Source organism: Glaesserella parasuis, from assembly GCF_002015085.1.
GTDB lineage: Bacteria > Pseudomonadota > Gammaproteobacteria > Enterobacterales > Pasteurellaceae > Glaesserella > Glaesserella parasuis.
Window position 1 is genome coordinate 1 of sequence record NZ_MUXW01000007.1, and the last position, 25,684, is coordinate 25,684.

Sequence of the window (25,684 nt, forward strand, 5' to 3'; positions counted from 1 at the left end):
CACACTCCTTTGGGTAAATTAACTGCCAACAGGAAAAACGTCGTCTAAAGAACAAGCAACACCGTGTTCATTAAGTACTCGCACAATCTTTTTTGCTGTACTAAGTGACGGCTCTCTCAAGCCAGTTTCGTAATGACCAAAAGCACCTTGAGTTTTATTGATCAATTTAGCGATTTCGACTTGAGTAAGGTTGGCAGCTTTTCTGAACTCAGAAATTCTGTTCATTTTTAGCTCCTGTATTAAAAATGCATTAATAATACATAAGGTATTTTATAAAGTCAAAAACAAAATACTTTTTGTATTTTGAATATTTAATACGGTAAGTAATAATTAGTTAATTTTTGTTCAGGTGGGTGTAGTATGAAAAAACAATGGAACCAATATGTACGTGAAAAAATGCAAGAGCAAAATCTAAGACAAGATGATATTGCAGAATCAATGGGGAAGACTCAGGGAGCTATTGGTCATTGGCTTACAGGAAGAAGAATGCCTAATGTAAATGAAGTTGCTCAAATGATAAATCTAACAGGAGTGAATAAGGTTATCTTAAATGGTGATGGTACTATTGAGGATTTCGATCCAAATATAACCCCAACTTCTGTAAAAAAATCTCGAGCTTATCCTCTTGTTAGCTCTATTCAAGCTGGTATGTGGACAGAAACTTATGATTTCAGAGACTCAGAAGGCTATGACTATATCGACACAGAAATTGATGCTGGTCCAGATGCATTCTTCTTACGAGTGTCAGGAATGTCTATGGAGCCTAAATTCAGCGAAGGGGATTTAGTGCTGATCGATGTCAGAAAACGCCCACATCCTGGCGATTTTGTTGCAGCAGTAAATGGCAATGGTGAAGCTACTTTAAAACGTTATCGTGAATTAGGTGAATTATCACCATCAGGCAATCCACATTTTGAGCTAGTGCCATTAAATCAAGATTTCCCAACGCTTAGCTCAATGAAACAAGATATTCGTATTATAGGTGTGGCGGTTGAGCATAGAAGCTACTTGTAGCAGCAGTTGAATTTTATTGGGTAACAGAAACGTGGTTTGGTGGTTTAAGTAGGTATCTTTTATACTATATTAAGGAAATAATAAATGTCTCAACTAAAAAAACATACATTTAATATCCGTTACTATGCAAATAAATATGAAAAATATAATTTTCGTGATCTTGTTAAGCATTTTAAAAATGATTCAATGCCAGTAGTTCCCATTGGAAACTACGCTCGCAGAGTTTGTATTTATTCTGATAATGAAGTATTTGATAATTCAATTTCAGGATATTTTACAACATATCGCGATGATATTTTATACAAGGGAAATCGTTCAACAGGGAAAGAAGAACTTATTAATTTAGAAGAAGATGAATCTATTATTGAGAGAAATTATTTCATCTTGTTTTATGGAGATAAAGAAGAAATTCTATTATATCAAAATAGTTCTCTTTTTGGAAAAATAAAACATTTTAATGCTTATCTCACTAATTTAACGCAATTTCTATCAAACAACGATCAATTTAGTAATATTTCTATGTTAGAGATTGGTGCTGAAGAATATGCTAACGGTAAAAAACGACCATTATTAAAGCAAGTGGAGTATAAGTTAGCTAGACCTAAAAGAAAAACCCCTAGGGATGGAGAAGATCCTTGGGTACAAGAACAATTTGATGAGATGGCTAACCTTGGAGTGAACATACAAAAAGTCGTATTGTCTAACTACTCAAAAAAAGGTCTTCTTACAAAAACTTGGGACACCGTCAATACCTTATTGGGAAACGACCAGACACGCACACTAAAAATCACTTTGCTTGATGCGGAAGAGCCTATCGACCTACTACATAACGTGCTAAAAGATCGCTTCTATCTTGCTGCCCCATCCAGAAAAGAAGTAGAATTAACAAAAATTTTTAAAGAAATCCGTTCACTTAGAAAGGAACGTGATGCTACACTAAAAAATTACCTAGATGAAAGGAAAGAAGATTAGGAGCTTGGTATGAATATAAAATACTGGAAGAGAATTGCATTTATCGCTAGTAGCATTACGCATTTTCTTTTATGGTATTTTGATGTATTAAAAGAGTTTAAACCTGATGAACTGAGAGATTTACTAAGTGATTTATTTACATCATCGGCAACATTGATTGGGTTCATTTTTGCCATTATTGCTATATTGGTTACTATAACTGAGCATTCCTTGATAAAAGTAATGAGAGAAAATGGAATGTATGCAGAAATAATGGAACACCTAAAATACTTAATTACAGGCTTTAGCATTTCAATGCTGTTAAGTTATATAGGGGCATTTCTAACTGGTGAATCACTGATTTATCTACTGCTCTTCACCTCCTTTATTTTTATGTACAGTATGATAATGCTTGTGACTGATATGTTTAGAAGATTAACTCTAACCTTCACAAATCTAAAATAGTCAAACCGCCCCCGTGGCGGCTTTCTTTTATCCCCTACCCCACTTCTACAAGTATTATCCTCACCTAACACTCACCACAAGCGGTCGCATTCCATCATTTTTTTGCAAAAACATCTTCCTGACACCAAGAAAATGATTAAAAAACAAGCAATCAAACACACTTCACAAAATTTATTTTCCTTTAAAATCAATCAATTAAATACATTTTGTATTTTTTATTGCGAAAAATAATACATTTAGTATTTACTTATAAAATACATAGTGTATTATACACCCATCAAAACGAGCTACGGCTCAATGCTCTTTAAAAATTCAGACAAAAACACCTCAAGCGGTCAATAAGTGCAGTTGCTTAAACTAGCGGATTAAAAGCCCCGCTGGCTGATTGAACGTTTAGTCTTATGTGAAAAACTGCCGTGACGGCAGATTGGCAACAGAACCATTGAGGTGACGACTAACCCACTATCGCCAAGTTTGCCAGTGAGTGGAACGGATAGTGGGGACAGAACCACATTTTTTGGTCTGTTTTTTAGTTGGTGAACAATGAAAAAGCAACAGACAGCAAACGTTAGCTAAAAACGTGACAGCTCGGAGAGACGGCTGACCATCTCGTTGAACTCAACGAAATGGCTATCGAGACTTAGCGTTGAGCCAGCGTAGCAAATCAACGCACCATTCATTAATTTTTTAAGGAGTATAAAATGACATCAATGTACGCCCAAATTAGCATAACAGTGAACGGAATAACAATGAACAGAGGTATTACCTTTACTCCTCCACAAAACGACCACATCAATATGCAAAAGACCGCTATTCAACATCAAATTGAAAAGCTACTTGAACCTATTGATGCTATTGAGAGAATGCAAATTAATGCTGAAAAGCACTTTGAATTAAAAAAATGGCTCACTCAGGCTTTCCAAAACGAGCTTGATGTTGCTCAACAAGACCGCTCGCCAACATAAAAAGGCGACAAGCTAAATCTGACTGAGCCTCCACATTTTCTGAAATATGAGTGCCGTCTTTATCATAAATTTCAATATCATTGCGTAAAAGAATGGCTGCGACTTGTACAGCGTTTGCAAAAGTGAACTCAGAATTACTCATAATTAAATCCCTATTTATGTTGTGAGAAATTGAATTATATTCCTTGATGTTGTGAGAAACAATAAGGAACTTGCTGACTGTGGCAAGGGTAAAAATCACAGTCGCCATTCAAAAGTGTATGCGGTAAGCACTTAAAACACCCGTAATCATAATGATGATCCGTTAGCCCACTGTAACGGGTGGGCGTTTTTTGAGGTGAAAAAATGAATACATATGCAAAGTTCTGCCCAAACGTATTTTTAGCAAAATGCCAAGAGCAGCACGAAAAGAACGAAATTATTACCGTGACAAGTAAATACGGCAATGAAACAGAGGTTGAAATACACAACCTCGTTAAACAACAAGGTGGATTTTATTTTTACTCTTTTGTCCGTTGTGATGGGTTGAATAGTCAAGCTCGAGCCACAGCGAAAGCGGAACGTTATCAAGAATATGCTGATAACGCTGCGAAACGCAGTAATCAATATTGTGAGGCGGCTAATGAGGGGCGTGACTTTTTAAGTCTTGCTGAACCAATAAAAATCGGACATCACAGCGAAAAACGACACAGAGCTTTGATTGAACGCAATGCCCGTCGAATGGATCTTGCAGTTGAAGAAATGCGAAAAGCCGAAAACTACGCCGATAAAATCGCCTATTGGGAATCAAGAGCTGTAAAAATTGATCTATCCATGCCTGAAAGTCTTGAGTATTTCAAACATAAGCTAAAAGAGGCAGAAGACAAACATTCGGACCTAAAAAAATTCCCTGAAAAACGAGAACATTCTTATTCATTGACGTACGCTAAAAAATCCGTCAATGAATTTAAAGAAAAAGTGCGATTGGCTGAATTGCTTTGGGCTTAACGAAAAATCACCCGCTAAATAAACTGGTATTTTTATATAAAGTAAGGAATAAAAATGACCTTAAAAAAATGTTTACTTCTCCTGTTGCTTATCAACCTTAACCCTATTGGCTTGTGGTTGAATAGCTTTGCATTTAACAATTTTTTCAATGATCAACCCCATTATATCCAAGAAGATAAAAAAGCCTTGCCAGAATGCAGTAGCAGCAGTCAAATAGAATAAATAAACAAGAGCATAAGAAGGTAATGCTGGCAATGGACGTGCTTCTAAGCCGTATTTAAAGCTTAAAGGCAAGTACAACCAACAAAGAATAAACGATAAGCACCAAGTTGTAATACGCATAATAATATGGTCGAAATGTTCTTTTAAGAGAGAAAAAAGAGATGCAATCAACGCTTCCCACATACTGAAATCTCCTTTTGTTGATGAATATAAATTGAGCACTTACATTCTAGCACAACTCAAGGGGATTTCAGTCTGTGGGATTGACAACCACCCCCATTCATTACCCAACAGGAATAACTATTCTTTTACCCCAACGGAACGGAAAATGTTCAGATTTAAACAACAACCGCAACTGATAAACAGGCTTATTATGGTCTTTTAAATGAACAAAAAACTCAATAAACGGTTCCGTATCGATTTTCTGATGGCACGACTGAACAACCTGATGAATATGCTTCTTATCAAGTTCATCATCAAGCTCAATATTGCCACGCCCAAGAATATCAACACCTTTAAATTGAGTATATAACGGCTTAAGCGACTGAATTTCTTCAAGAACATAAACAAACTTAATCCGCTTAGGATAAAGCGTAATGCGATAAATCTTTGAAGATAACACTGGCGAAACAGTAAAATGAACATCAGGCATTCTTGATTGAATGATATTATTAACCCAAACCACAAATCCCCCGATAATCCCAAGCACAGCACAAACTGCTGTGACAACATTTGCATCAAACATAGCAATCTCCTTGTTGTGAAAATAATGATTAAGCACCACTATTCTAGCACTCGGAGATTGCTTTTTTATAGGAACAGAAAAATGAAATTAAGAGATATGGATTTATGGAAAGCACTGAATATCCTTAGTGCTATTGTGACTGTGATAATATGTGCATTTTTGGACACAAATCCAACCTACGCTATTATCCCAATGTTAATGGCAATTTTCTTAGCGATTGAAGATAGAAAATAAATTGACACCCACCGCCCTTTGATTTAGGATATATCCACTTTCAACAGAAAGTCGGGAATTGCAGTTCCTGAACTAATTAGAGCGGTGAAAATGATAGACGCTCAAAGCGTCTTTTTTTATAGCTGAAAATCAGCAAATCTACCTTTTTAACAAATTTGTTAAAAAGTCCAATGATGAGCTGAATAAGGAGATCTTCGGATCTGCCGTTTACTCTAATTAGCGGTTACTGCAAACCTTGTTCAGTTCATCACCAACTATTGCAGTGGTTCGTGATGAGTTTTAAAAACTTAATTAGAGAACTACAAAATGACAAATTCAAACTTAATTCCTGTTTTTAACGGATCTATTCAAAACACCCAAATTCAACTTTGTAACGCTCGTGAGCTTCATCAATTCTTAGAAAGCAAACGCCAATATGCTAATTGGATTGCAGAACGCATCACCGACTACGGCTTTATTCAAGACGAAGATTACATCATCGTAACCGAACGCACCAATGGCAGACCACGCAAGGAATACCACATCACCCTTGATATGGGAAAAGAACTCGCAATGGTTGAACGCAACGAAAAAGGACGACAAATCCGCAAATACTTCATTGAGTGCGAACGTAAAGCAAATTCGCAAAATTCTACACAAATCGTACCGCTTACAATTACCCCTGAGCAACAACGAGCTATACAGGAAGCGGTACAACAGGCTCACTATCGAACAGGATTACACTGGCAAGAAATCTACTCTCGGCTCAAAAGCACTTTTAACGTAGCGAAGTATGACCAACTACCGCAAACAATGTTTGAACACGTTATCAACTTCTTAAACACACTCGGCAATCAATACCGCCCGATTAACCGCAGTAAAAAAGACATCACCATTGCAGGTTTAGATGCAGAACAAATTGCCAAATATCTTGTAAGAGCAAGAGCCTTTGCAAAAGAAGTAGAAGTATTCCACCGTAAACTGTACGAAGATTTGGGCATTTCTCGCTATGTTAAAAACGATATTGCAGGAAAAGCCTACGACATCGCACACGAATTTAACGTATGGCTTGATCCTTTTATTGAGCAAGCATTACCACAGCTTAATCAACAACGATTAGCAAGATTTTAACCAAAACCCAACCCCACCGCACTTTCCCCGAAAGCCTGCGGTGGCTTCCTACACCCAAAATTCAACAAAAGGAATGAAAAATGAACACACTTATTAAAAAATTCAACCTGAAATACCTACTCTGTGCCTTGCTTATCGCCTTTGTGATAGGTGGAAGTTTAACAGGCTGTGAAGAGCCTGAACCTGTCTCTACTCTGCCAGTAGAAAGCTACTTCCAAACAGAAAAGATTTGGACGGAAGATGACTTCAAACGAGCTGAAATCGCCCCTGAAGAAGTGAATTACAACGCATTAGCCCTACACCTTCCACCGCCTGATAACGTTACAGGTGAAGATGTGAAGCTGATTAAACAACATAACCAAAACCAACTTAACAAACTGATTGTAGGAGCAAAAAGATGATCAAACTTCAAATTTTACAAAACCCAAATAAAAAATACTTCGGTGAAATGTGGGTGGATAAACACCTAGAGTTTCAAGGCGTACCAATGACATCGGAAATTCTTGCTATCCGAAATTTAAACAAAGCCATTGATAGATATAACAGTCAAAATGGCTTAGTCGGCAAAAGAGCTATCCCTCACTACCCTGAAATCAAAGGGAATATCCCGATTGTAATTGAGCAAGCTAAAAAAATTGGGCTAAAAGTAACAGTTATCCAAGCAGAGCAGGTTGAGCAAATAGCACCGACGGAACAAGTTGAGATTGAAACAGCACCGACAGAACAAGTTGAGATTGAAACAGCACCGACGGAACAAGTTGAGATTGAAACAGCACCGACGGAACAAGTTGAGCCTGAGCCGAAGCCATCACAGCCCAAACGCAAACCATTTACCCCTTACGGCTTAAATGGCTATCTCGTAGATAAAAACGGCAATGTCCGCCTAATGCTAGACAGAAGAGCTAACGCCAACACGATTGTACTTGAACCGCAGATGTTCGGAGCATTAGCGGAAATGGTTAAGAAAACACAGGAGCAACAGAATGTACGGTAATGACATTGATACAGACATAGCAATCTATTGTGGAGAATATGATAGCGATGAAGCGTATTTCAAAATTGAAGCTAACATCGAAAAATGGCTACGAGAACAAGGTTTTGATGTCCTTTGTGACCACCTTGTCGGCACAACCGCTTGGGAAAAAGCAATTGAAGCTCAACTCCAATCTGATTTAGAACGAAAAGAAGAGAAAACTTGGGATATTTATTAACTGAAGGAGTTTTAAAAATGAACACACAACAAAATGAAAAAAACAAAAATCCACTTGCGGTACGTCAAACAAAAATAAAATCTCTCATCACAGGTCAGGCAACTCAAAATCGCATTATGCAACTGCTAGGCGACCCAGTGAAACGAGAGAAATTTTCCGCCACGCTCATCAATGTAGCTTTAGATAGTGCATTAGCCACTTGTTCTCCCGAAAGCATTGTCAAATCAGGATTACAAGCCGCAGAATTAGACTTGTCGCTCAACAAAAATATGGGTCTAGCCTACATTGTCCGCTATAAAAAAGATGCTGAATTTCAAATTGGCTATAAAGGCTGGCAACTGTTAGCCAAAAGAGCTGGTATTCGATTAAATGTCACTCCCGTCTATGATTGTGATGAATTCGAAATCTCAAGTGATGGTTTTGAAACCACAGTCAAGCATATTCCGAATTTAGACGCCCAACAAGACCACCTACCAGAATGGGTTGAAAGCCATTTGAGAGGCGTGCTTGTCTCCACTAAAGAGGACGGTGAAATCAGTCATAAATTCGTTAATGTCGGCAAAATTCAGCAAATTGCAGGTGTCAGCCCAAGCAAGAAAAACGGTAGTTACTCGCCTTATTCGCTGTGGAATTTGGAAATGTATATGGGCAAAGCGACTAAATATGTGTTGAGCAAAATGCCAATGCAAGAACAACTTGCTCGTGCTGTTGAAATGGAAAACGAAGTCGATAAGCAAAGAGTGGCAGAAACACAACAACCACCAAAAGATGATGATATTCTTGATGTAGAGTTTTCCACGATTGTGAGTGATGAGCGTTTCCAAATGCTTAAGCAAAACATCATCAACAAAGAAGTTACTCTGCAAGAGCTATGCGATCAAGGTAACGAATTTAGCCAAGAGCAGTATGCGATTTTAGAAGAGCTCGAAAATAAAAGGGAATGATTGACACCCATCAAATTAAGTTTAATCCACCATCATCACCCAAAGGAAACACAATGGAAAAAATGTATAACCTAAAAGTCCGTTGCTCTCAACTTCACCAACTAATGAGCGAGCCACGCTCAAAAGCAGATAAAGATGCGGGCAAAATTTCCGATACTGCCAAAAATGCAGTCCGAGAAATTGCAAAATTTGACTTGTTCGGCTACCAATCCTTTGACGGCAACAAGTACACCGAAAAAGGTAATCAGCTCGAAGACCAAGCTATTAAATTAAGCGGTTTTACTCGTGGCTTGGTTCTTAAAAAGAACACTGAACGCAGAGAAAACGCCTTCATCACTGGCGAATGCGATATTTACGTTCCCTCACGCAAGCTCATTATTGACACTAAATGCTCGTGGGACATTGGCTCTCACCCCTTTTTCCAAGACGAAGCCGAAGAAAAAGCCAAAAAAGCAGGTTATGACTACCAAATGCAAGGTTATATGTGGCTTTGGGATTGCGAAGAGGCACAAATCGACTTTGTACTCTTCCCCACTCCACTTGATTTAATCTCAAGCTACGACAACAGCGAAAAGTTAATCGACCTTGTAGAGCAAATTCCACAATCCAAGCGAATTACCACCGTCACCATCAAGCGAGATGAAGAAGTGATTGCCAAAATCCAAGAAAGGCTCGAAGCAGCACAAAATTATTATCAACAAATCATTCGGGAGTATATGTAATGTCAGGTGTGAATAAAGTAATTATAGTCGGCAATCTCGGCAATGACCCCGAAATGCGAACAATGCCAAACGGTGACCCCGTCGTTAAAATTAGTGTCGCCACATCGGAAGAATGGACCGACAAACAAACGGGCGAGAAAAAGCAAAATACCGAATGGCACAGCATTATCGCTTTTAGGAAATTAGCCGAAATTATGGGGCAATACCTAAAGAAAGGCTCTAAGGTTTACATTGAAGGGAAACTTCGTACCCGCAAATGGCAAGCGCAAGACGGTACAGACCGCTACACCACTGAAATTATCGCCGACAAACTCGAAATGCTCAGTAGTTCGCAAGGTGGTAACAGTAACAACAACTGGGCACAAGAACCACAGGGTAAGCCAAAACAGCAACAACAAACAAAACAAAAAGAATGGGACGGTTATGCTGATGATGAACGTCTGCCAGCAAATAACTTTGATGATGAAATACTGTTTTGAGTTTAATTAACGCCCTTAGTTTTGAGGGCGTTTTGATTGGAGAGAGAAAATGACAAGAAAGATTATCCAGATTTGTGAAAGTGCTATGGAAGAGTGTTCCAATATCTCTGCTTTATGTGATGATGGTACAGTCTGGTATTTGAATGATATACGCAAAGGTTGGAGGTTATATCCTGAAATACCACAGGATAAACCTGAATATTTTGAATATCTAATAACAAATATAGATGAGCTTTATAAAAAATATGGAGCAGAAGGTTTAAATGATGAAGAAAAAGAAGAATTAAAGGATTTATTAGAAGCTCTAAAAAGATACAAAACTAGTAGAGAATATTAGCTAAATTTACTGAATTTTCACGAAAACCAACCGCTTGTAGCAATACAGGCGGTTTTTTATTGCAAGGAAATCAACAATGACAGAACAAACACAAAAGAAATACGAACTACTCAAAGACGATACAGTAAACCATCACGGCAGAACGCTCTACCGAATTAAAGCACTTATTACATTTGGTTTAGTTGGAGCAGGCCAATTAGGCGGTTATATCGAAACCGAAAAGAATTTAGATCATAGCGGTAATGCTTGGGTGTACGATAATGCTATGGTGTACGGTAACGCTCGGGTGTTCGGTAACGCTCGGGTGTACGGTGATGCTCGGGTGTACGGTGATGCTCGGGTGTACGGTGATGCTTGGGTGAGCGGTGACGCTCGGGTGAGCGGTGACGCTCGGGTGAGATCTTTTGCAGTTATCTCTGAACGCAAAATGATTTTTTGGGCAAGTAATGTTGGTTCAGAAAATGGAACGCTTACGGTCTTTAATGGAAAATTTGGGTTAATTGTTACTCGTGGTTGCTTTACAGGCACGGTGGACGAGTTTTTATCAAAATCAAAAGAAGTCCACGACGACAAAACTCATCACGAATACAAACTGCTGATTGAAGTTGCTCAAAGTAGAATTCTTAACTAACTCGCTATCTAGGTGAGTTTTTTTATGGAGTTAATAATGACAGAAAATATTGAGCCTTATTTGCAACCACAAAAAAGACGAATTATCGCAGATAAAGACAAAGAACAGCAGTTGCTTAAAACGGCAAAAGAACATTATAGGTCCTATGCGGATGTAGCGAAATTTGCTGACGCCTTAAATCTACGGGCAGGCATCGTTTACCTTACATTAAAGTATCACGGTTTTATCAAACAAACGGAGACAACACAATATCGTGTCTTGGATAGTTATTATCAACACAATGGCGACCTTAAAGAAATCACAAAAGATGTTGGTTTGACCGTGTGGATTGTGGCAAAAACCCTTGAACAGTTAAATTTATCCCCAAACTGGGCGAGTTATAAAGAGCGAGCAGAAACCGGTTTAAAAGGAGATTGGGCGGAGAATGAATTTAAACGTTTAGTCCCTTCTGCTATTGATATGAATATGCAGTATCAAATGAATAATCCTCGTTTTGATTTTGTTGTAAACAACAAAGAGATTGACGTGAAGTATTCATCGGTTAGGAAAGTTAGAGGCTCGAAGCAATATGCTTTAAGATACGATCCTGATAACTTACCGGATTTCTTTTGCCTTTTTGCTTCAGATGATGAAGTTGAAAAAAGTGATGACCCACCGAGTGGCTATCGTATTCTCCTACTCCCTAGAGAGATATTGCCTAAAAATAAAACCCAAGTAAACATCAATTCAGATCCCGACAACAAAAGAGCCTCAAGTACAATGTATTGGGATTTTGCAGTAGAGCCTGCGGCACTATCTGCGCTTTTGGAAAATATTTAATGTGAATGAATTACTCTCTATTATCCAAACAATGGGGCGTAAACATGACAATTTAAGAGTGTTTCAAGACTTTGTTGAAATCTGCGCTTGTGCCATTAGCAAACCCTTTCAAGATCGTGATGAAAGATACTTCTCCATTAAATCACGCTACACCGATGATGAGATGTATCAATTTCATCAGCTGGGACAAATTCTTCTTAATCTTTTAGAAGAAGAACCTCAAGATGTGTTAGGGCAATGCTATATGAAGCTACAAATTGCCAACAAACAACGTGGACAATGTTTTACGCCCATTTCTACTGGTCAAGTGATGGCAAATATACTTATTGCACCAAACGAAATAAGTGAGAAAGGCTATTTCACCCTAAACGAACCCACTTGTGGAAGCGGTGCATTAATTATCAGCTTTTGCGAAACATTAAAATCACAAGGCTATAATCCGCAGCAACAATTACTCGTTATTGCGCAAGATATCGACTTAAAAAGTGTTCAGATGTGCTATGTGCAACTTTCACTCTTGGGTATATCCGCCATCATTCAACACGCAAATCCTATTGCAAATAACGTAATAGATACCTACTACACCCCACTCTATTTATTACAAAGGAACCGTTATGAAAACACTCAATCCTTTCAAACTGCGTAAGCAGTTAAATTATTATGTAACGCTCTGCTCACGGCAAGCCCTTGCCCTTATTCGAGCAAACGAACACGTTTCAGAACTTATCGCACAGAATTTCAAGCAACAGCAAGAACTAGAACAAATCAAAGCCAAAGCAGAAAGCCTAGCCAAAGCGTTAGAGTTTGAGCAATTTCAGGTCCGTCGTTTCGAAGAAATCGAAAAAGTCGTAACACACGGGCAAGGGTTTAATTTTTAATGGGGACTAGGCAGATGAGCTGGTTGATTTCATTAACGTGTTTATGCTTAATTCTCAGCATCATCAAACTGACATTAAGTGTAGTCAAACAAAAACTAGGTGCAACTCTATTTTGGATAGCTCTATGCTTTATAAATATTAATTGCCTAGTTACTCAACTTTGTAAATATATATCCTAACCGCCTAGTGCGGTTTTGTTATTTTAGGAGGTTAAAAATGACTAAAGAAAACAACGGCTGGATTAGTGTTGATGACAGATTGCCTGATGATGGGCAAGAAGTTCTCATTGTATGGAATGGCGAAACAAGAATTGCGAAAGCTGATTTAGTACCAGACGGCAGAGCTTTATTTAGTTTCCGTTTTGAACACGTAGATAATGCAGAATGGAATGCCATTTATCGTTATAGCGGTGAAATTAAATTTTGGCAACCACTCCCGCCGCCAATCACCAATGATTAACAAATCTTGTTGTTAATCAAAATCCGTTAAATTTGAGAAACAAATGCCCACAAACGTGGGCTTTTTTATTAACTAAACAAAGAGGAAAACTCAATGAAAAAAATGTGCAGACTTTCTGCTTTAGCTATTTTAGTCGCAAGTATCTCAGCTTGCTCACCGTTCTCTGTTGATGAGGGCGAACTAGGGCTTGTGACTAAATATGGCGAAATCGTTGAACAAAAAGGTGCTGGATTACATTGGCGTTCGTGGTTAGAAGATGATGTTGTTTTCTCTACGCGTGAAGTGAAAGCTCGTATCGGTCAATTTGACGATAATGGCGATGTAATTTCTGGTGTGTCCGCGTACACGCGAGATACACAAACAGTAACAACGGCATTAACAATTTCCTATAAATTAACCGACCCTATTGCCGTGTATAAAAACTTCCGCACCACAGAAAATATGGCGTCTCAGTTAATTGAGCCTCGTAGTCGTCAAGCCTTAGAAGTTGTTTTCAGTAACTACACTGCACAAAAGGCCCTTGAAAATCGAGCGCAATTATCCACTGATATTACCGCTCAAATCCGAAAAGCCGTTGAAGGCTACCCGATTGAAATCGTTTCGGTGCAATCTGTTATTCAGTTCTCGAAAGAGTATGAAAAACGAGTGGAAGAAAGTGTACAGAAAAATGTCGCTATTCAAACGGCTGAGCGTGAGCTGATTATCCAACAAAAACAAGCGGAAATCGTCAAAGTAAACGCACAGGCTAAAGCCGATGCTGAAGTTATTCAGGCTAAAGCTGATGCGGAAAAAGTTCGCTTAGCTGGCGAGGCTGAGGCAGCAGCAATTCGAGCAAAAGGCGAGGCATTGAAAGAAAATCGACAGTTAGTGGAGCTTACCGCCGCAGAAAAATGGAATGGTGTGCTACCAACCACAATGACACCAAATGGCACTTTGCCGTTTGTGAAGGTTCAATAATATGCCTCAATATATAACCATAGGAGTAAATACAATGTTTGTTTTAGGTATTATCGTAGGCATTGCAGTAGCTTTTGCTGCCCAAGCGTTCTTCCGTCAATATAAATTGATTGAGCGCAACAAAAGTGAATAATTAACAAAATCAGACCGCTCTTTATGGGCGGTTTTCTTTTGATATTGACAAGCGTCAACATTTTAACCGAAAAGACAACATACAGTCTTTTTTAAACTTAAGTTTTGTTATATCATATTTTCACTTGTCAAGCTCTTGACAAATTCAAAAGCCTTATCATTCGGTAAAAGTTACTGATTTTTAAGGTGTTTTTTCTGCACCCAAACCGTTATTTTGAGAAATGTTTATGGCTTATTCCTCGTTATCTGTTGCAAATGCCTTCATTGAGCTTGCCCAAAATGAAGGAAAAGAACTAACAAATATGCAATTGCAAAAACTCGTTTTTTTTGCTCATGGCTATACATTGGCTTTTCTAGATAGACCACTTACGAGTGATGAAGTAAAAGCATGGACTTTTGGACCCGTGTATTCAGTTTTATATAATACTCTTAAATTTTATGGAAAAAACCCTGTCCCAGAGTCATTACCAGGAATTCCTGAAATAATAAAAGATTCTGATGAAAATCAAATTATTGAAAGTGTTTGGAATGCTTATAAACACCATACAGCATACCAACTCTCAGATATTTCACATAATACAGGCTCACCTTGGGATCAAGTTTGGCAAAACGATAAATTTGGCAAAATTCCAGATAATATTACTCGAGAATATTATAAGAGACTTATCTAATGAATCGTTTTAATGTCAAGCCTGAACAAGCTAGAGCTAGAAATGAGGAAAACCCTTTAAATCGTATTATTGATGGTTCAGAAGACTTAGAAGAAATTGAAAAAGCTTATAAACTACTTGAGAAACAAAATAATAATGAACTACATGGTATTCGTAAAAAGCATTTAAAACAGCTATTCATTTTGACCTGTGTTTGGTCTAGCCTTGTGGCTTTCGTATTAATATCAAATGGTTTAAAACGCTTATGGTGGTTTCCAACACCTCCCTGTTTAGAAGCATTAAAATTTGAACTAGATAGTTCTGTTATGATTGCCTTTATTACATCAACTACAGCTACTATAATTGGTTTATACACTATTGCAGCCTATTGGCTTTTCAAGAAAAAAGAATAATTTGACAAAAAAGGGCATTACGCCCCTTTTTGAGATTGCTCGAAGAGTTCAATCGCCTGCTCAAGCACTTTACCTTTTGAAATGCCTAGCTCAACGGCTAAGCGGTCGATTTGTTCTGATACTGATTGATGAATTTTAAACGACTTGGTAACAATCCCACGTTTAGCTTCACTGCGAGCGTTAATTTCAGTTCTTGACAGAGCCATAATAAAATCCTATGATTTGAAGTGTTGAAGAACTGGGAGCTTTCACCCCCAGTTTACTATCGGTTAATTAGTATGCCGGCAAGCTAACACTAAGTAACACGATAATAAGGAAAATGCGAATTAACATATTTCTTTCCTCTTCAAGCGTGAGGATTAAGCCTCGCACTCACTTTCAAGCTATCCCTTGAAAGTGAGATTATTATATAGTATGTTTACATACAAATCAACAGAAATTTAAAGAAAGCCTACAATTTATTTTGTGGGCTTTTTTATTTGACAAACCGCCCCCCTTCGGATTAAGATAACCGCACTACACAACGAAAGTCGGTTACTCGCTCCGATACAAAGCGGTTTTTTTGTACCTAAAATTTAGGTAGCGATCAGTTATGATCGGGTCGAGAGAGCCTAATACAATACCTTTGTGGAAATAAGCTCCGCCATCTTTCGTTGGTAGTTGAAGCCCGATCACCTACTAAGTGATCGACTACTGAACTAAAACGAAAGGTACAAAATTATGTCAAATCAACTTACTTTCCAAAACGTAGCATTAACTGCGATCCAACGTAACAACCAAACTTATATTTCATCAAGTGATTTAGCATTAGCTTTACAATATCAACATACTAATTCTATTGCTAAAATTTATGAAAGAAATGCTGATGAATTTACTGCCGATATGACAACCGTAGTCAAATTGACTACGAATGGCATTAACGGTTCTAACCGCCAAATTGAGCAGAGAATTTTCAGTCTGCGTGGTTGTCACCTAATCGCAATGTTCGCCCGTACCAAAGTCGCCAAAGATTTTCGCAAATGGGTGTTGGATATTCTCGACCGTGAGATTTTGCAAAATGAACAACAAATCGCACCGCTTACAATTACCCCAGAGCAACAACGAGCTATACAGGAAGCGGTACAACAGGCTCACTATCGAACAGGATTACACTGGCAAGAAATCTACTCTCGGCTCAAAAGCACTTTTAACGTAGCGAAGTATGACCAACTACCGCAAACAATGTTTGAACACGTTATTAACTTCTTAAACACACTCGGCAATCAATACCGCCCGATTGACCGCAGTAAAAAAGACATCACCATTGCAGGTTTAGATGCAGAACAAATCGCCAAATATCTTGTAAGAGCCAGAGCCTTTGCAAAGGAAGTCGAAGTATTTCATCGTAAACTGTACGAAGATTTAGGCATTCCACGTTATGTTAGAAATGACATCGCAGGGAAAGCATACGACATCGCACACGAATTTAACGTATGGCTTGACCCTTTTATTGAACAAGTCTTACCCCAGCTTAATCAACAACGATTAGCAAGATTTTAACCACAACCCAACACCGACCGCACATTGCAAAAATCGTGCGGCGGTTCCCCACACCCAAATTAAGAGAAAATGACGATGAAATACGCAAAAATCCTACTATTTTTAACCGCTTTCTACCTCGTAGCCGACCACCTCGAGTTATACAACGACTGCGACGGCTACATCTGCGAAACCCGAAAATAACCCACTTATAGGAGAAAATGAATGACCGAAACCATCAGCGTAAACCACCGCACTTTTCAAACGCTCGCCATACAGTCATTACGCTACTGTATGGGACGTAGAACCTTTGCCGTGATAGATTGCGTGAAGTTTATTCGTGAACACTGGCAAGACCTTACCAAACACGCCAAAGCCATCATCATTCGAGATTTAGATGAGGCTCTACAATCCCACGAAGACGACCTAAGAGACAATAGAGGATATTGCTACTTAGGCGACCAGTGCTACTACCAAAAATGGAAAAACCTAAGAGAATGGATCAACGAACAAGCCTAGCGAAAGCTAGGTTTTTTATTGGAGGAAAAAGATGGAAACACAAAACATCGTAACTAATGAACAGGTATTTGAAAAATTATGTGCTATCGAAGAATTACTACTGAGTCCTCAAATAGAAAAAGGTTTGTGGAGCATTAAGGATGTTGCTAATTATATGGACCTATCTTATAGGCACGTTTATGAAAATATCGTAACAGACCCTCGTTTTCCAGCCCCTGTGGATATTCCTGGAAAAGATGGAGCTAAGCCCAAAAAACTATACATAAAAACAGAGGTTATCTCTTACTTTGAAAGGCACAAACAAAAGAAAAATAGAATTTAACCTAATATCCCTGCAACATCACTCATATCAGGGGCATAATAAGTATTCAATAATATTTTAATATCCCTATGCCCTGATATTTTAGCCAATGTCATCACATCTACTTTTTTAGCTAATCGAGATAAGGCTTCCCGTCTTGTATCGTGGAAATGTAAATCTTGATCTGCCAAGCCTGCCAACTCTTTCATCTTACGAAAGATTGCATCGTGAGAACTTGACTTAACTTGAAAAACAGTTTGATTACACTCAGATTTCACTTTTTCCAAATGACGCAAAATCTTAATTGCAGTAGAAGATAAAGGAACTGTTCTCGCAAAGCCATTTTTAGTTTTTGGTAAAAATGCTGTTGATTTATTAAAATCAACATCTTCCCATTTCAAATTACAAATCTCACCGACCCTCATAGCTGTTTCGATAGCAAATAGAATAGACGCTCCCACTCGACTAATCATTGTTTCTGGCTGCTTATCAAAATCAAATCCAGACACAAATAGCAATCTATCTATCTCATCTTGAGAATAACGCCTTGTCCGTGGCGGTGGCTCTTTTGGTTTATCAACAAGGGATAATGGATTACTTTTTAGAAACTCCCACTTAATTGCTTGTGAAACAACGGCAGATAAACTAACTCTTTCTCGAAGAACACTTAAAACAGATACTTCGGTTAATCTCTTGTTTTGCCATTTCTCAAAATGCTCTTTGTTTAAATCTTCTAGCTCAACACGCCCTAAAGGTGTTTTAGCAATACGATTTAATCTCAAACTTTCTTCTCTTGCTCCACCTTTATTTACAGTCACTTCCGCAACATATTTATCAATTAATTCTGCAAAAGTCATCTTAGGGATAGAGCTATATTCTCCAGCTTCAATTTGAGATTCAACACTTATAGCCCATCTACTCGCCTCTACCTTAGTTGAAAAAGTAGCATTTTTACGAATACCTTTTTTATTAATCTGTACTCGCCATTTATCCCCTCTTTTAATGATGGTAGCCATATACTTTCATAACCTCTGGTGTAATTCGTGGTGTAAATTTGGTGTAATCGAAGTATAAACTAGAATAAAAAAGAATAAAATAGGCTCAATTAACTATATACAAAAACATACTGTATATTACTGTATTTAATTCATAACTAATTGAAAAACAATGGTTTTTAGGAATAAAAAAAGCCTAGTCGTTAAACTAGGCTTTTGATTATTGGTGCTCTGGGCGAGACTCGAACTCGCACATCCTCTGGACACTACCCCCTCAAGATAGCGTGTCTACCAATTCCACCACCAGAGCGTAAATTCTATTTTTATTGAGGAATATCGCTATTTTCTATTTTAGCTGGAGTAACTTCTTGTTTTTGCTCTACGTTACTTAAATCTTCAAATTGGCTTTTTGGTGCTGCAGTTTGTGAATTTAAGTTGCCGATAACGAGGCTTACGCTAAAAAAGATAATCGCTAAAATCGCTGTTGTTCTTGATAAAAAGTTTGCAGAACCTGCTGAACCAAATACCGTTCCAGCTGCACCAGCACCAAATGAAGCACCAGCGTCTGCACCTTTACCCTGTTGCATTAAAATAAAGCCAACGAGGAAGATTGCAACAACGAGATAAACAATAGTCAGTACATTAATTAACATTGTGTTCTCTTTAATCTGTTCAAAATAAAATTCCGCAGGTTGCGGAATTAACTTTCGATGGCGTGAATAATAGCTATCTTTACTTTTCCTTGCAAGTGGATTTTATCAATTTCTGTGTATTCGGTTTATTTTTCAACATTTTGCGTAGATTTACGGGCATAACGTGATTTAGAACCCATTTTAAGCGGTGTTATTTTCGCCAAATTTTGCAAAATCTGCTGATTTGGAGAACGTAATAAACTCGGCAATCGTTGGTTTAAATCTGCCATAAATTGTTGATAACTGGCTTGTTTTTTGCTGATGTCTGTTAGTTGCATTTCCCAGTGAGCTGTCATATCAGGCTGTGTTGCAACATCTGGCAAGGCACTAATTAAGGTTCGTCCTGCTTCTGTACTATGAATGTTTCTGCCTTTTTTGATTAAAAAGCCACGTTTGAATAATAATTCAATAATACCAGCTCGGGTGGCTTCTGTACCCAAGCCGTCGGTTTCCCTCAACACTTTTTTGAGCTGTTTATCCTGTACAAAGCGAGCAATGCCCGTCATTGCGGATAACAAGGTCGCATCAGTAAAATGGCGTGGGGGCTGTGTTTTTTTGCTGACGATCTCACCGCTTTCACACCATAACTGCTGATCTTTTTTAACCACAGGTAGCAAAGGTTCAACGATTTCATCATTATCTTCTTTGCCTAACAAGGACTTCCAACCTGCAACAACAAGGTTTCTGGCTTGCGCAACAAAAGTTCCCCCTGCGATATTTAACACAATTTTTCCTTTACGATATTCTGCATCAGGGCAAAATTGCATTAAATATTGTCGAGCAATAAGCTGATAAATCCGCTGTTCATTCTGAGTTAAGTGAACTTGCCCTTGACGTGCCGTTGGGATAATAGCGTGGTGAGCTTCTACCTTACTGTCATTCCAGCAACGGTTTTTCTTATTCGGATCAACCGCATCGGGCTTTTGTGCATACTCAGGCAAATGATGAGCAATTGCCGCCATCACTTTTAGGCGATCGGCAAAATGTTCATTCGGCAAATAACGGTTGTCGGAACGAGGGTAAGTAATCAATTTATGGGTTTCATACAGCCGTTGGCAAACATCAAGCACATCTTGGGCAGATAAGCCAAAACGGCGAGCCGCATCAATTTGCAAGGCTGAGAGTGAATAAGGGAGTGGTGCTGCTTCACTTTCCATTTTATCTTGATATTCGGTAACGCAAGCGGCTTGATCCGTGATACGTTTTACCACATTCTCAGCAAGTGGGCGAGAAAGCACTCGTCCATCTTCATCTTGATAATCTTCGCAGGCTTTACTGGGTTGCCATTGTGCTTGAAAACGCTCTTGGGTTTCAGGGACAACCACATTTGCCAACACTTCAAAATAATCTTTTGGGATAAAATTTTCGATCTCAAGATCCCGTCGAACAATCAAGCCCAACACGGGCGTTTGTACACGCCCAACGGAAAGCACGCCTTTATAACCTGCCCAACGCCCTTGTAGCGTATAGGCTCTGGTCATATTGATCCCATATAGCCAGTCTGCCCTCGCACGCGCTAAAGCCGATGTAGCAAGCGGTACGAAATCTCGGTTAAATTGCAATTTTTCAATCGCTTTTTTGACGGCATTAGGGTTGAGATCACTAATCAAACACCGTTGAATTTGGGATTTACGCTCAGGGGATAAATTTAAGTAGCCAAAAACTTCGTCCACCAACAGTTGCCCTTCACGATCAGGGTCGCCTGCATTGACTAAAATATCCGCTTGTTTAATTAAACGCTCTACCACTTTAAACTGCTTAAGCGTTTCTTTTTTGGGGATCAGTTTCCACTGCTCAGGAATAATCGGCAAATGTTCCATTCGCCACATTTTAAAACGTTCATCATAAACATCGGGTTCGGCTTGTTCTAACAAGTGACCGATACACCAAGTGACCACATTATCTTCGCCACACTGAATAAAGCCGTCCCCACGGGTATGGGGTTTCGGCAATACATCAGCAATCGCTCGCCCTAAACTTGGCTTTTCTGCAATGAATAAACGCATAAGTCGCTTATAAACCTTGTGATGATAAGATCATTTGGCAAAGTTGTGGCGGTTGTGGAATGGTTTTTGCTTTTGGTGTTGTTGATGGCGGTGCAGGCTCAAACCAAGAATAAAGTTCTTCGCCGCAGCCATCACCAGCGGGCACCGGGGCTTGATTTTCACAGTTCACCGCATCAGCAGGGCAAATTAAACGAACGTGAAAATGCGAGTCGTGGGCGTACCACGGACGAATTTTGCGTAGCCAGTTGCGATCCGTTCCTGCGGTGTTACAGAGTTTCACTTTAATCGCTGGATTGACAAAAATACGATCAACTCTTGGATCTGACGCAGCGAGTTTGAGTAGTTTTGTATGGTTTGCCGTCCATAGACGTTCATCTACTACGTTAGTCTTACGATCAACCATAATGATCGCTAAACCAGCTGGATTGCGAGCTGTTTCATCATCCATTGGACCAAAACGAAGCCAAATATCGGCATCTAGCCCCGTTTGATGGCTAGCGTGTCCAGAAGAAAAACGCCCCCCAGCAGGCATTCCCATATCCCCAATTAAAATCGGTGGAATGCCTGATGCTTTAGCATTTTTTGCTAAGGTTTTTAAGTAGCTTAATAATTGAGGGTGTCCGTAGTAACGGTTTTTGACAGAACGAATAACTTGGTAGCCTTCGCCTTTTAATGCAAGCGGTTGAGCGCCAATAATACAGCCGTTGCTATACCCCCCAATGGATTGAGCTTTGCCTTCAATAGGCGTACGGATTTTTTCCCATTGAGTTGCAAAAACGGTAGCGGATAAGAGTGCTAGACCTGAAACAAAGGCGGTTTTAATCAATTTCATTTTCTTCTCCAGACCTATACTAATTTAATATGTATGGTAATCTCTTCCCTATCGTGATACAAATGTTTTGCCTGAATAGCAAATTTCAGCCCTTGTTTCTCTAATAACGAAGCAATCGTATCTAAACACAGTTGCACTTCTTGATAACGTTTTTTCATTGGCAATTTCAGGTTAAAAATTGTTTCCCGACACCAACCGTTAATCAACCATTTTGCAATTAACTTACTAATTCGCAACGGCTGTTCAACCATATCGCACACCAACCAATCGATCTGCTTACCTTTTGGCGGTTGGAATTTAAAACCGTCTTCCGCACAATGCTCGATACGCCCTGTGTCGTGCAAACTTGCCGCCATCTTGCCGTGATCGACCGCATAGACAAACAGCCCACGCTTGACTAACTGATAAGTCCAGCCTCCTGGGCAAGCCCCTAAATCAACGCCAAACATCTGCTCGGTAAAACGTTTTTTCTCCTCTGCTTGTGGTACAAAGGTCAAAATCGCTTCTTCCAATTTCAATGTCGAACGGCTTGGTGCATCTACTGGAAATTTCAAACGGGGTATCCCCATAAAAAATGGTGATCGGTTATAGTTATAGGCATATCCCACATAACACTTGCCCGATCCCACAAACAGAATATGCAAGCTAATACTTTGCTTCGCTGTTTCTTTTGCCCCTAACCAGCCCTGTTTTTTCAAGGTACTCCGCAACGGCACGGTAAATTTGCGACAAAAAGTCAAAAGTTCTTTGGCTTCATTCGTATCAGGCGTTTCAACAAAAATCTCACTACTGTTTTTCGGATTTAAGGCTTGATATTGTGCCATAATCGGCGAAATTCGATCCCCTTCGGGTAAATCCTGCAACAACTCACCTACCACAATCATTTGACGAACAAAAATCAACTGATTAAAGGCTAATTCTCTGGCTAATCTATCCGCTTCCCCTGCCTGATAGCACTCAAAAATTACATAACCACTGTTCTCTTTGAGATTAGCAAACCCATAAATTCCCAATTGAGCCGCTTTATCATTGATTTCACCTGCCACTTCCTTTTCAAAACCTGCACGGCAGTATAAGGCTAATTTATTCATTACTTCTGACTTCTCACACTAATATAAACCAACGCTGCCCAGCCCACTAAAAATAGTGTACCGCCAATAGGCGTTGTCCAAACAAAAATTCGGCTTGCCCCTAAGGCTAACGCATATAAACTGCCACTAAACAGCAAAATCCCTAACGCCCAACTACCGCCAATAATGTTAAAGGCTTTGGCTCTACAAGCGGGCGGATTTTGCGAAAAATTTGCAATTTGAAATAAACCCAACGCCATCAATGCTAACGTATGAAACATCTGATATTGCAAGCCTGTTTCAATCCACGCCAACGCTTTCTGATCCAAGACTTTCTCCAAACCGTGAGCCGCAAAAGCCCCAAAAGCGATACAGAAAAAACCACTTAGGGCTGAAAAAAGAAGAAATTTGTTTTTCATCGTATCTCCTTAAAATTTCCGTGCAATATATCACATTCCTTTTTAAGCAAAAACAAAAGGCTAAGCACTTTCGCACTTAGTTTTTAATAGTACTACGTTAAAAATACTTTTATACGTTGTTAAATTAAACAATTACATAACAACCCCTTGCTTAATTGTCATTCAGTTACTACAATTCCCGAAATTATCCGACCCCGAGCCTGTTTTCCTAAGTCTAGCGATATGGAAACTGTGCCTGTAATTTGTTGATTACACAGGGAAAGTTGAGAAATCGGCTCTCCTCTCATATTTAGAAAGGTGTCACATTGCAAATCCCAATTAGAAATGTAGGGAACGAGTTCGAGCAAGCTTTGATTGACCGTTTCCAACGTCAATACACTTATTTACGGTTGTCGATTACCGATGTCTGTAACTTTCGTTGCAACTATTGTTTGCCCGAGGGGTATCGTCCGCCGTTGCATAAACAAACCTTTCTGTCTGTCGATGAAATTCAACGTGTTGCTCAAGCCTTTGCCAATTTAGGCACGGAAAAAATCCGTATTACTGGTGGTGAGCCGACTTTACGCAAGGATTTTCTAGAAATCGCCCACCGCCTTTCACAAACGGCAGGTATTCGCCAAATTGCATTAACTACCAACGGTTATCGAATGGAACGTGATGTTGAGTTATGGCAACAAGCTGGAATTACCCATTTAAACGTGAGTGTTGATAGCTTAGACCCTCGCCAATTTCATTTGATTACGGGGGAAAATAAACTCGCAACGATATTAAACGGTATTGAGCGAGCCTTTGAGATTGGCTATAAAAAAGTCAAAGTTAATGCTGTGTTGATGAAGCAATATACCGCTAAAGGTTTGGACGATTTCTTGCATTGGATCAAAGATCGCCCTATTCAAATGCGGTTTATTGAGTTAATGGAAACCGGCGAAATGGATCACTTTTTCCAGCAACAGCACCTTTCAGGGCAATCCATTTTAGAACGATTAACCCAAGATGGTTGGCAATTACAACCCAAAGCGATGTCTGATGGACCTGCTAAAGTTCTCGCCCACCCTGATTATCAAGGGGAAATCGGTTTGATTATGCCTTATGAAAAGAATTTTTGTGCCAGCTGTAACCGTTTGAGAGTGTCGGCATTAGGCAAATTGCACCTTTGTTTGTTCGGCGAAGAAGGGATTGATATTCGGGATTTATTGCAATCGGACGAGCAACAATTTCAACTCGAAGCCAGATTAAAATCCGCTCTGCAAGGCAAGCGTGAACACCATTATTTGCATATTGGCGATAGTGGCGTGAGAAATAATTTGGCGTCGATTGGGGGGTAATCTGTAGGGACACACTGCGTGTGTCCAAAAATCTATTATGAAACATTGTAGGGACGCTTGGCGTCCATTTTCTGATTTTTCAAAGGTATATTTAATTAATGCGGACACACGCAGTGTGTCCCTACATCATTGATATTTTACAAAGAGAAAATAATGAACACCTTTACCCATATAAACCAAAACGGCGAAGCTAATATGGTTGATGTTTCCGCCAAGCAAGATACCGTGCGAGAAGCTCGTGCGGAAGCCTTTGTGACAATGAACCCTGAAACGTTACAGATGATCATTTCAGGCAACCACCACAAAGGCGATGTTTTTGCCACTGCTCGCATTGCCGGCATTCAAGCGGCAAAAAGAACTTGGGAACTCATTCCCCTTTGCCACCCACTTCTGCTTTCTAAAGTGGAAGTGCAACTTGAAGCATTGCCTGAAAAAAATCAAGTGCGGATTGAATCCCTGTGCAAACTGTCGGGCAAAACCGGCGTAGAAATGGAAGCCTTAACCGCAGCCAGTGCCGCTGCTTTGACGATTTATGATATGTGCAAGGCGGTACAAAAAGATATGGTGATTGAACAAGTTCGATTGCTCAGTAAAAGCGGTGGGAAATCAGGCGATTTCGTTGCCAAACCATAATATTTTGTAGGGGCAAATCATATTTGCCCCAATAGACCCCAAATTATTA

39 protein-coding genes, 1 tRNA gene and 1 riboswitch are annotated in these 25,684 nt (G+C 39.2%); of the genes, 27 read left to right on the forward strand and 13 right to left on the reverse strand.

Annotated elements, in window-relative coordinates:
- Positions 1 to 18 precede the first annotated feature (18 nt).
- On the reverse strand, positions 19 to 225 hold the full coding sequence (locus B0183_RS03740; protein ID WP_012621794.1) for a helix-turn-helix transcriptional regulator: 207 nt from the start codon (positions 223 to 225) through the stop codon (positions 19 to 21).
- 135 nt (positions 226 to 360) lie between these two features.
- Here B0183_RS03740 and B0183_RS03745 point away from each other — a divergent pair, with 135 nt between their 5' ends.
- The 3 genes from B0183_RS03745 to B0183_RS03755 all read left to right on the forward strand — a co-directional run bounded on the left by B0183_RS03745 (position 361) and on the right by B0183_RS03755 (position 2,430).
- The gene (locus tag B0183_RS03745) at positions 361 to 1,014 is read left to right on the forward strand and encodes a LexA family protein (protein ID WP_005714960.1); all 654 of its coding nucleotides are present in this window, start codon (positions 361 to 363) and stop codon (positions 1,012 to 1,014) included.
- A gap of 84 nt (positions 1,015 to 1,098) precedes the next feature.
- Positions 1,099 to 1,986 carry a hypothetical protein gene (locus B0183_RS03750; RefSeq protein ID WP_075592708.1) on the forward strand — a complete coding sequence of 296 codons (888 nt, stop codon included), beginning with the start codon at positions 1,099 to 1,101 and terminating at the stop codon, positions 1,984 to 1,986.
- Positions 1,987 to 1,995: 9 nt separating this feature from the next.
- Complete coding sequence (locus B0183_RS03755) at positions 1,996 to 2,430, forward strand: hypothetical protein (RefSeq protein WP_042905669.1); 435 nt, start codon at positions 1,996 to 1,998, stop codon at positions 2,428 to 2,430.
- A gap of 365 nt (positions 2,431 to 2,795) precedes the next feature.
- On the opposite strand, the gene B0183_RS12275 is transcribed toward B0183_RS03755, so the two are convergent.
- Positions 2,796 to 2,942, reverse strand: a complete 147-nt coding sequence (locus B0183_RS12275; RefSeq protein ID WP_021112693.1) for a hypothetical protein — start codon at positions 2,940 to 2,942, stop codon at positions 2,796 to 2,798.
- A gap of 237 nt (positions 2,943 to 3,179) precedes the next feature.
- On the opposite strand from B0183_RS12275, the gene B0183_RS03760 reads away from it, so the two are divergent.
- Positions 3,180 to 3,395 carry a hypothetical protein gene (locus tag B0183_RS03760; RefSeq protein WP_021110748.1) on the forward strand — a complete coding sequence of 72 codons (216 nt, stop codon included), beginning with the start codon at positions 3,180 to 3,182 and terminating at the stop codon, positions 3,393 to 3,395.
- On the opposite strand, the gene B0183_RS12095 is transcribed toward B0183_RS03760, so the two are convergent.
- Positions 3,337 to 3,537, reverse strand: a complete 201-nt coding sequence (locus B0183_RS12095; protein ID WP_131826759.1) for a hypothetical protein — start codon at positions 3,535 to 3,537, stop codon at positions 3,337 to 3,339. The two genes, B0183_RS03760 and B0183_RS12095, sit on opposite strands and share 59 nt — an antisense overlap.
- 203 nt (positions 3,538 to 3,740) lie before the next feature.
- On the opposite strand from B0183_RS12095, the gene B0183_RS03765 reads away from it, so the two are divergent.
- A complete protein-coding gene (locus B0183_RS03765) occupies positions 3,741 to 4,382 on the forward strand; it encodes a DUF3560 domain-containing protein (RefSeq protein ID WP_042905667.1) in 642 nt (213 codons plus the stop codon).
- 72 nt (positions 4,383 to 4,454) lie between these two features.
- Here the strand turns inward: B0183_RS03765 and B0183_RS03770 are convergent, their stop codons facing one another.
- Positions 4,455 to 4,787, reverse strand: a complete 333-nt coding sequence (locus B0183_RS03770) for a hypothetical protein (RefSeq protein ID WP_005715000.1) — start codon at positions 4,785 to 4,787, stop codon at positions 4,455 to 4,457.
- A gap of 100 nt (positions 4,788 to 4,887) precedes the next feature.
- Positions 4,888 to 5,349 (reverse strand): hypothetical protein, encoded by a 462-nt coding sequence (locus tag B0183_RS03775; RefSeq protein ID WP_078208336.1) that lies wholly within the window; start codon positions 5,347 to 5,349, stop codon positions 4,888 to 4,890.
- An 81-nt stretch (positions 5,350 to 5,430) separates the two neighbouring features.
- On the opposite strand from B0183_RS03775, the gene B0183_RS12280 reads away from it, so the two are divergent.
- The 17 genes from B0183_RS12280 (at position 5,431) to B0183_RS03855 (ending at position 15,325) form a co-directional block, all read left to right on the forward strand.
- Complete coding sequence (locus tag B0183_RS12280) at positions 5,431 to 5,583, forward strand: hypothetical protein (RefSeq protein ID WP_160148340.1); 153 nt, start codon at positions 5,431 to 5,433, stop codon at positions 5,581 to 5,583.
- Between the two features lie 306 nt (positions 5,584 to 5,889).
- Positions 5,890 to 6,693 (forward strand): antA/AntB antirepressor family protein, encoded by an 804-nt coding sequence (locus B0183_RS12645; protein WP_078208337.1) that lies wholly within the window; start codon positions 5,890 to 5,892, stop codon positions 6,691 to 6,693.
- A gap of 80 nt (positions 6,694 to 6,773) precedes the next feature.
- Positions 6,774 to 7,094, forward strand: coding sequence for a hypothetical protein (locus B0183_RS03785; RefSeq protein WP_078208338.1), 321 nt, complete (start codon positions 6,774 to 6,776; stop codon positions 7,092 to 7,094).
- On the forward strand, positions 7,091 to 7,687 hold the full coding sequence (locus tag B0183_RS03790) for a hypothetical protein (RefSeq protein WP_078208339.1): 597 nt from the start codon (positions 7,091 to 7,093) through the stop codon (positions 7,685 to 7,687). Before B0183_RS03785 ends, B0183_RS03790 begins: the two co-directional genes overlap by 4 nt.
- Positions 7,677 to 7,904, forward strand: coding sequence for a hypothetical protein (locus tag B0183_RS03795; protein WP_021109604.1), 228 nt, complete (start codon positions 7,677 to 7,679; stop codon positions 7,902 to 7,904). The genes B0183_RS03790 and B0183_RS03795 overlap by 11 nt, the downstream gene beginning before the upstream one ends.
- 17 nt (positions 7,905 to 7,921) lie before the next feature.
- Positions 7,922 to 8,848, forward strand: coding sequence for a recombinase RecT (locus B0183_RS03800; protein ID WP_078208340.1), 927 nt, complete (start codon positions 7,922 to 7,924; stop codon positions 8,846 to 8,848).
- Between the two features lie 62 nt (positions 8,849 to 8,910).
- A complete protein-coding gene (locus B0183_RS03805) occupies positions 8,911 to 9,570 on the forward strand; it encodes a translocation protein TolB precursor (RefSeq protein ID WP_078208356.1) in 660 nt (219 codons plus the stop codon).
- Positions 9,570 to 10,049 (forward strand): single-stranded DNA-binding protein, encoded by a 480-nt coding sequence (gene ssb, locus B0183_RS03810; RefSeq protein WP_078208341.1) that lies wholly within the window; start codon positions 9,570 to 9,572, stop codon positions 10,047 to 10,049. Before B0183_RS03805 ends, ssb begins: the two co-directional genes overlap by 1 nt.
- Before the next feature lie 49 nt (positions 10,050 to 10,098).
- Positions 10,099 to 10,386, forward strand: coding sequence for a DUF896 domain-containing protein (locus tag B0183_RS03815; RefSeq protein ID WP_078208342.1), 288 nt, complete (start codon positions 10,099 to 10,101; stop codon positions 10,384 to 10,386).
- Positions 10,387 to 10,462: 76 nt separating this feature from the next.
- Positions 10,463 to 11,017, forward strand: coding sequence for a hypothetical protein (locus tag B0183_RS03820; protein WP_078208343.1), 555 nt, complete (start codon positions 10,463 to 10,465; stop codon positions 11,015 to 11,017).
- A 36-nt stretch (positions 11,018 to 11,053) separates the two neighbouring features.
- The gene (locus B0183_RS03825; RefSeq protein ID WP_078208344.1) at positions 11,054 to 11,836 is read left to right on the forward strand and encodes a riboflavin synthase subunit alpha; all 783 of its coding nucleotides are present in this window, start codon (positions 11,054 to 11,056) and stop codon (positions 11,834 to 11,836) included.
- 1 nt (position 11,837) lies between these two features.
- Positions 11,838 to 12,482 carry an N-6 DNA methylase gene (locus B0183_RS03830; protein ID WP_078208345.1) on the forward strand — a complete coding sequence of 215 codons (645 nt, stop codon included), beginning with the start codon at positions 11,838 to 11,840 and terminating at the stop codon, positions 12,480 to 12,482.
- Entirely contained in the window at positions 12,451 to 12,714 is a 264-nt protein-coding gene (locus B0183_RS03835) for a hypothetical protein (RefSeq protein ID WP_078208346.1), read from the forward strand. Before B0183_RS03830 ends, B0183_RS03835 begins: the two co-directional genes overlap by 32 nt.
- Before the next feature lie 216 nt (positions 12,715 to 12,930).
- On the forward strand, positions 12,931 to 13,173 hold the full coding sequence (locus B0183_RS03840; RefSeq protein ID WP_078208347.1) for a DUF551 domain-containing protein: 243 nt from the start codon (positions 12,931 to 12,933) through the stop codon (positions 13,171 to 13,173).
- 93 nt (positions 13,174 to 13,266) lie between these two features.
- A complete protein-coding gene (locus B0183_RS03845; protein ID WP_021118921.1) occupies positions 13,267 to 14,130 on the forward strand; it encodes an SPFH domain-containing protein in 864 nt (287 codons plus the stop codon).
- Positions 14,131 to 14,489: 359 nt separating this feature from the next.
- Positions 14,490 to 14,933: a Panacea domain-containing protein gene (locus tag B0183_RS03850; RefSeq protein WP_021118923.1), complete on the forward strand. Its 444-nt coding sequence runs from the start codon at positions 14,490 to 14,492 to the stop codon at positions 14,931 to 14,933.
- The gene (locus B0183_RS03855) at positions 14,933 to 15,325 is read left to right on the forward strand and encodes a hypothetical protein (protein ID WP_021116945.1); all 393 of its coding nucleotides are present in this window, start codon (positions 14,933 to 14,935) and stop codon (positions 15,323 to 15,325) included. Before B0183_RS03850 ends, B0183_RS03855 begins: the two co-directional genes overlap by 1 nt.
- 17 nt (positions 15,326 to 15,342) lie before the next feature.
- Here B0183_RS03855 and B0183_RS03860 read toward each other — a convergent pair whose 3' ends face one another.
- Positions 15,343 to 15,531 carry a hypothetical protein gene (locus B0183_RS03860; protein ID WP_005714998.1) on the reverse strand — a complete coding sequence of 63 codons (189 nt, stop codon included), beginning with the start codon at positions 15,529 to 15,531 and terminating at the stop codon, positions 15,343 to 15,345.
- A 514-nt stretch (positions 15,532 to 16,045) separates the two neighbouring features.
- Between B0183_RS03860 and B0183_RS03865 the strand changes: the two genes are divergently transcribed.
- From B0183_RS03865 to B0183_RS03875, 3 genes are all read left to right on the forward strand, one after another.
- Positions 16,046 to 16,864: a BRO-N domain-containing protein gene (locus B0183_RS03865; protein WP_078208348.1), complete on the forward strand. Its 819-nt coding sequence runs from the start codon at positions 16,046 to 16,048 to the stop codon at positions 16,862 to 16,864.
- Between the two features lie 204 nt (positions 16,865 to 17,068).
- Positions 17,069 to 17,362 carry a hypothetical protein gene (locus B0183_RS03870; RefSeq protein ID WP_005712913.1) on the forward strand — a complete coding sequence of 98 codons (294 nt, stop codon included), beginning with the start codon at positions 17,069 to 17,071 and terminating at the stop codon, positions 17,360 to 17,362.
- 31 nt (positions 17,363 to 17,393) lie between these two features.
- Positions 17,394 to 17,684 (forward strand): hypothetical protein, encoded by a 291-nt coding sequence (locus tag B0183_RS03875; RefSeq protein WP_005712911.1) that lies wholly within the window; start codon positions 17,394 to 17,396, stop codon positions 17,682 to 17,684.
- Here B0183_RS03875 and B0183_RS03880 read toward each other — a convergent pair.
- From B0183_RS03880 to B0183_RS03910, 7 genes are all read right to left on the reverse strand, one after another.
- On the reverse strand, positions 17,681 to 18,679 hold the full coding sequence (locus B0183_RS03880) for a tyrosine-type recombinase/integrase (RefSeq protein WP_005712908.1): 999 nt from the start codon (positions 18,677 to 18,679) through the stop codon (positions 17,681 to 17,683). The genes B0183_RS03875 and B0183_RS03880 overlap by 4 nt on opposite strands.
- A 203-nt stretch (positions 18,680 to 18,882) precedes the next feature.
- A tRNA-Leu gene (locus B0183_RS03885) sits at positions 18,883 to 18,968 on the reverse strand.
- A gap of 13 nt (positions 18,969 to 18,981) precedes the next feature.
- Positions 18,982 to 19,311: a preprotein translocase subunit SecG gene (gene secG, locus B0183_RS03890; RefSeq protein ID WP_005712907.1), complete on the reverse strand. Its 330-nt coding sequence runs from the start codon at positions 19,309 to 19,311 to the stop codon at positions 18,982 to 18,984.
- Between the two features lie 125 nt (positions 19,312 to 19,436).
- Complete coding sequence (locus B0183_RS03895; protein ID WP_078208349.1) at positions 19,437 to 21,356, reverse strand: DNA topoisomerase III; 1,920 nt, start codon at positions 21,354 to 21,356, stop codon at positions 19,437 to 19,439.
- A gap of 7 nt (positions 21,357 to 21,363) precedes the next feature.
- Positions 21,364 to 22,188 carry a penicillin-insensitive murein endopeptidase gene (gene mepA, locus B0183_RS03900; protein WP_078208350.1) on the reverse strand — a complete coding sequence of 275 codons (825 nt, stop codon included), beginning with the start codon at positions 22,186 to 22,188 and terminating at the stop codon, positions 21,364 to 21,366.
- Positions 22,189 to 22,202: 14 nt separating this feature from the next.
- Entirely contained in the window at positions 22,203 to 23,279 is a 1,077-nt protein-coding gene (gene rlmM, locus B0183_RS03905) for a 23S rRNA (cytidine(2498)-2'-O)-methyltransferase RlmM (RefSeq protein WP_078208351.1), read from the reverse strand.
- Complete coding sequence (locus B0183_RS03910; RefSeq protein ID WP_021110771.1) at positions 23,279 to 23,677, reverse strand: DUF423 domain-containing protein; 399 nt, start codon at positions 23,675 to 23,677, stop codon at positions 23,279 to 23,281. The genes rlmM and B0183_RS03910 overlap by 1 nt, the downstream gene beginning before the upstream one ends.
- Positions 23,678 to 23,857: 180 nt before the next feature.
- Positions 23,858 to 23,993, forward strand: a riboswitch (molybdenum cofactor riboswitch).
- Between B0183_RS03910 and moaA the strand changes: the two genes are divergently transcribed.
- Positions 23,983 to 25,002 (forward strand): GTP 3',8-cyclase MoaA, encoded by a 1,020-nt coding sequence (gene moaA, locus B0183_RS03915; RefSeq protein ID WP_078208352.1) that lies wholly within the window; start codon positions 23,983 to 23,985, stop codon positions 25,000 to 25,002. Its footprint overlaps the riboswitch before it by 11 nt.
- A gap of 153 nt (positions 25,003 to 25,155) precedes the next feature.
- Positions 25,156 to 25,635 (forward strand): cyclic pyranopterin monophosphate synthase MoaC, encoded by a 480-nt coding sequence (gene moaC, locus B0183_RS03920; RefSeq protein WP_016527857.1) that lies wholly within the window; start codon positions 25,156 to 25,158, stop codon positions 25,633 to 25,635.
- The last annotated feature ends 49 nt before the right edge of the window (positions 25,636 to 25,684 follow it).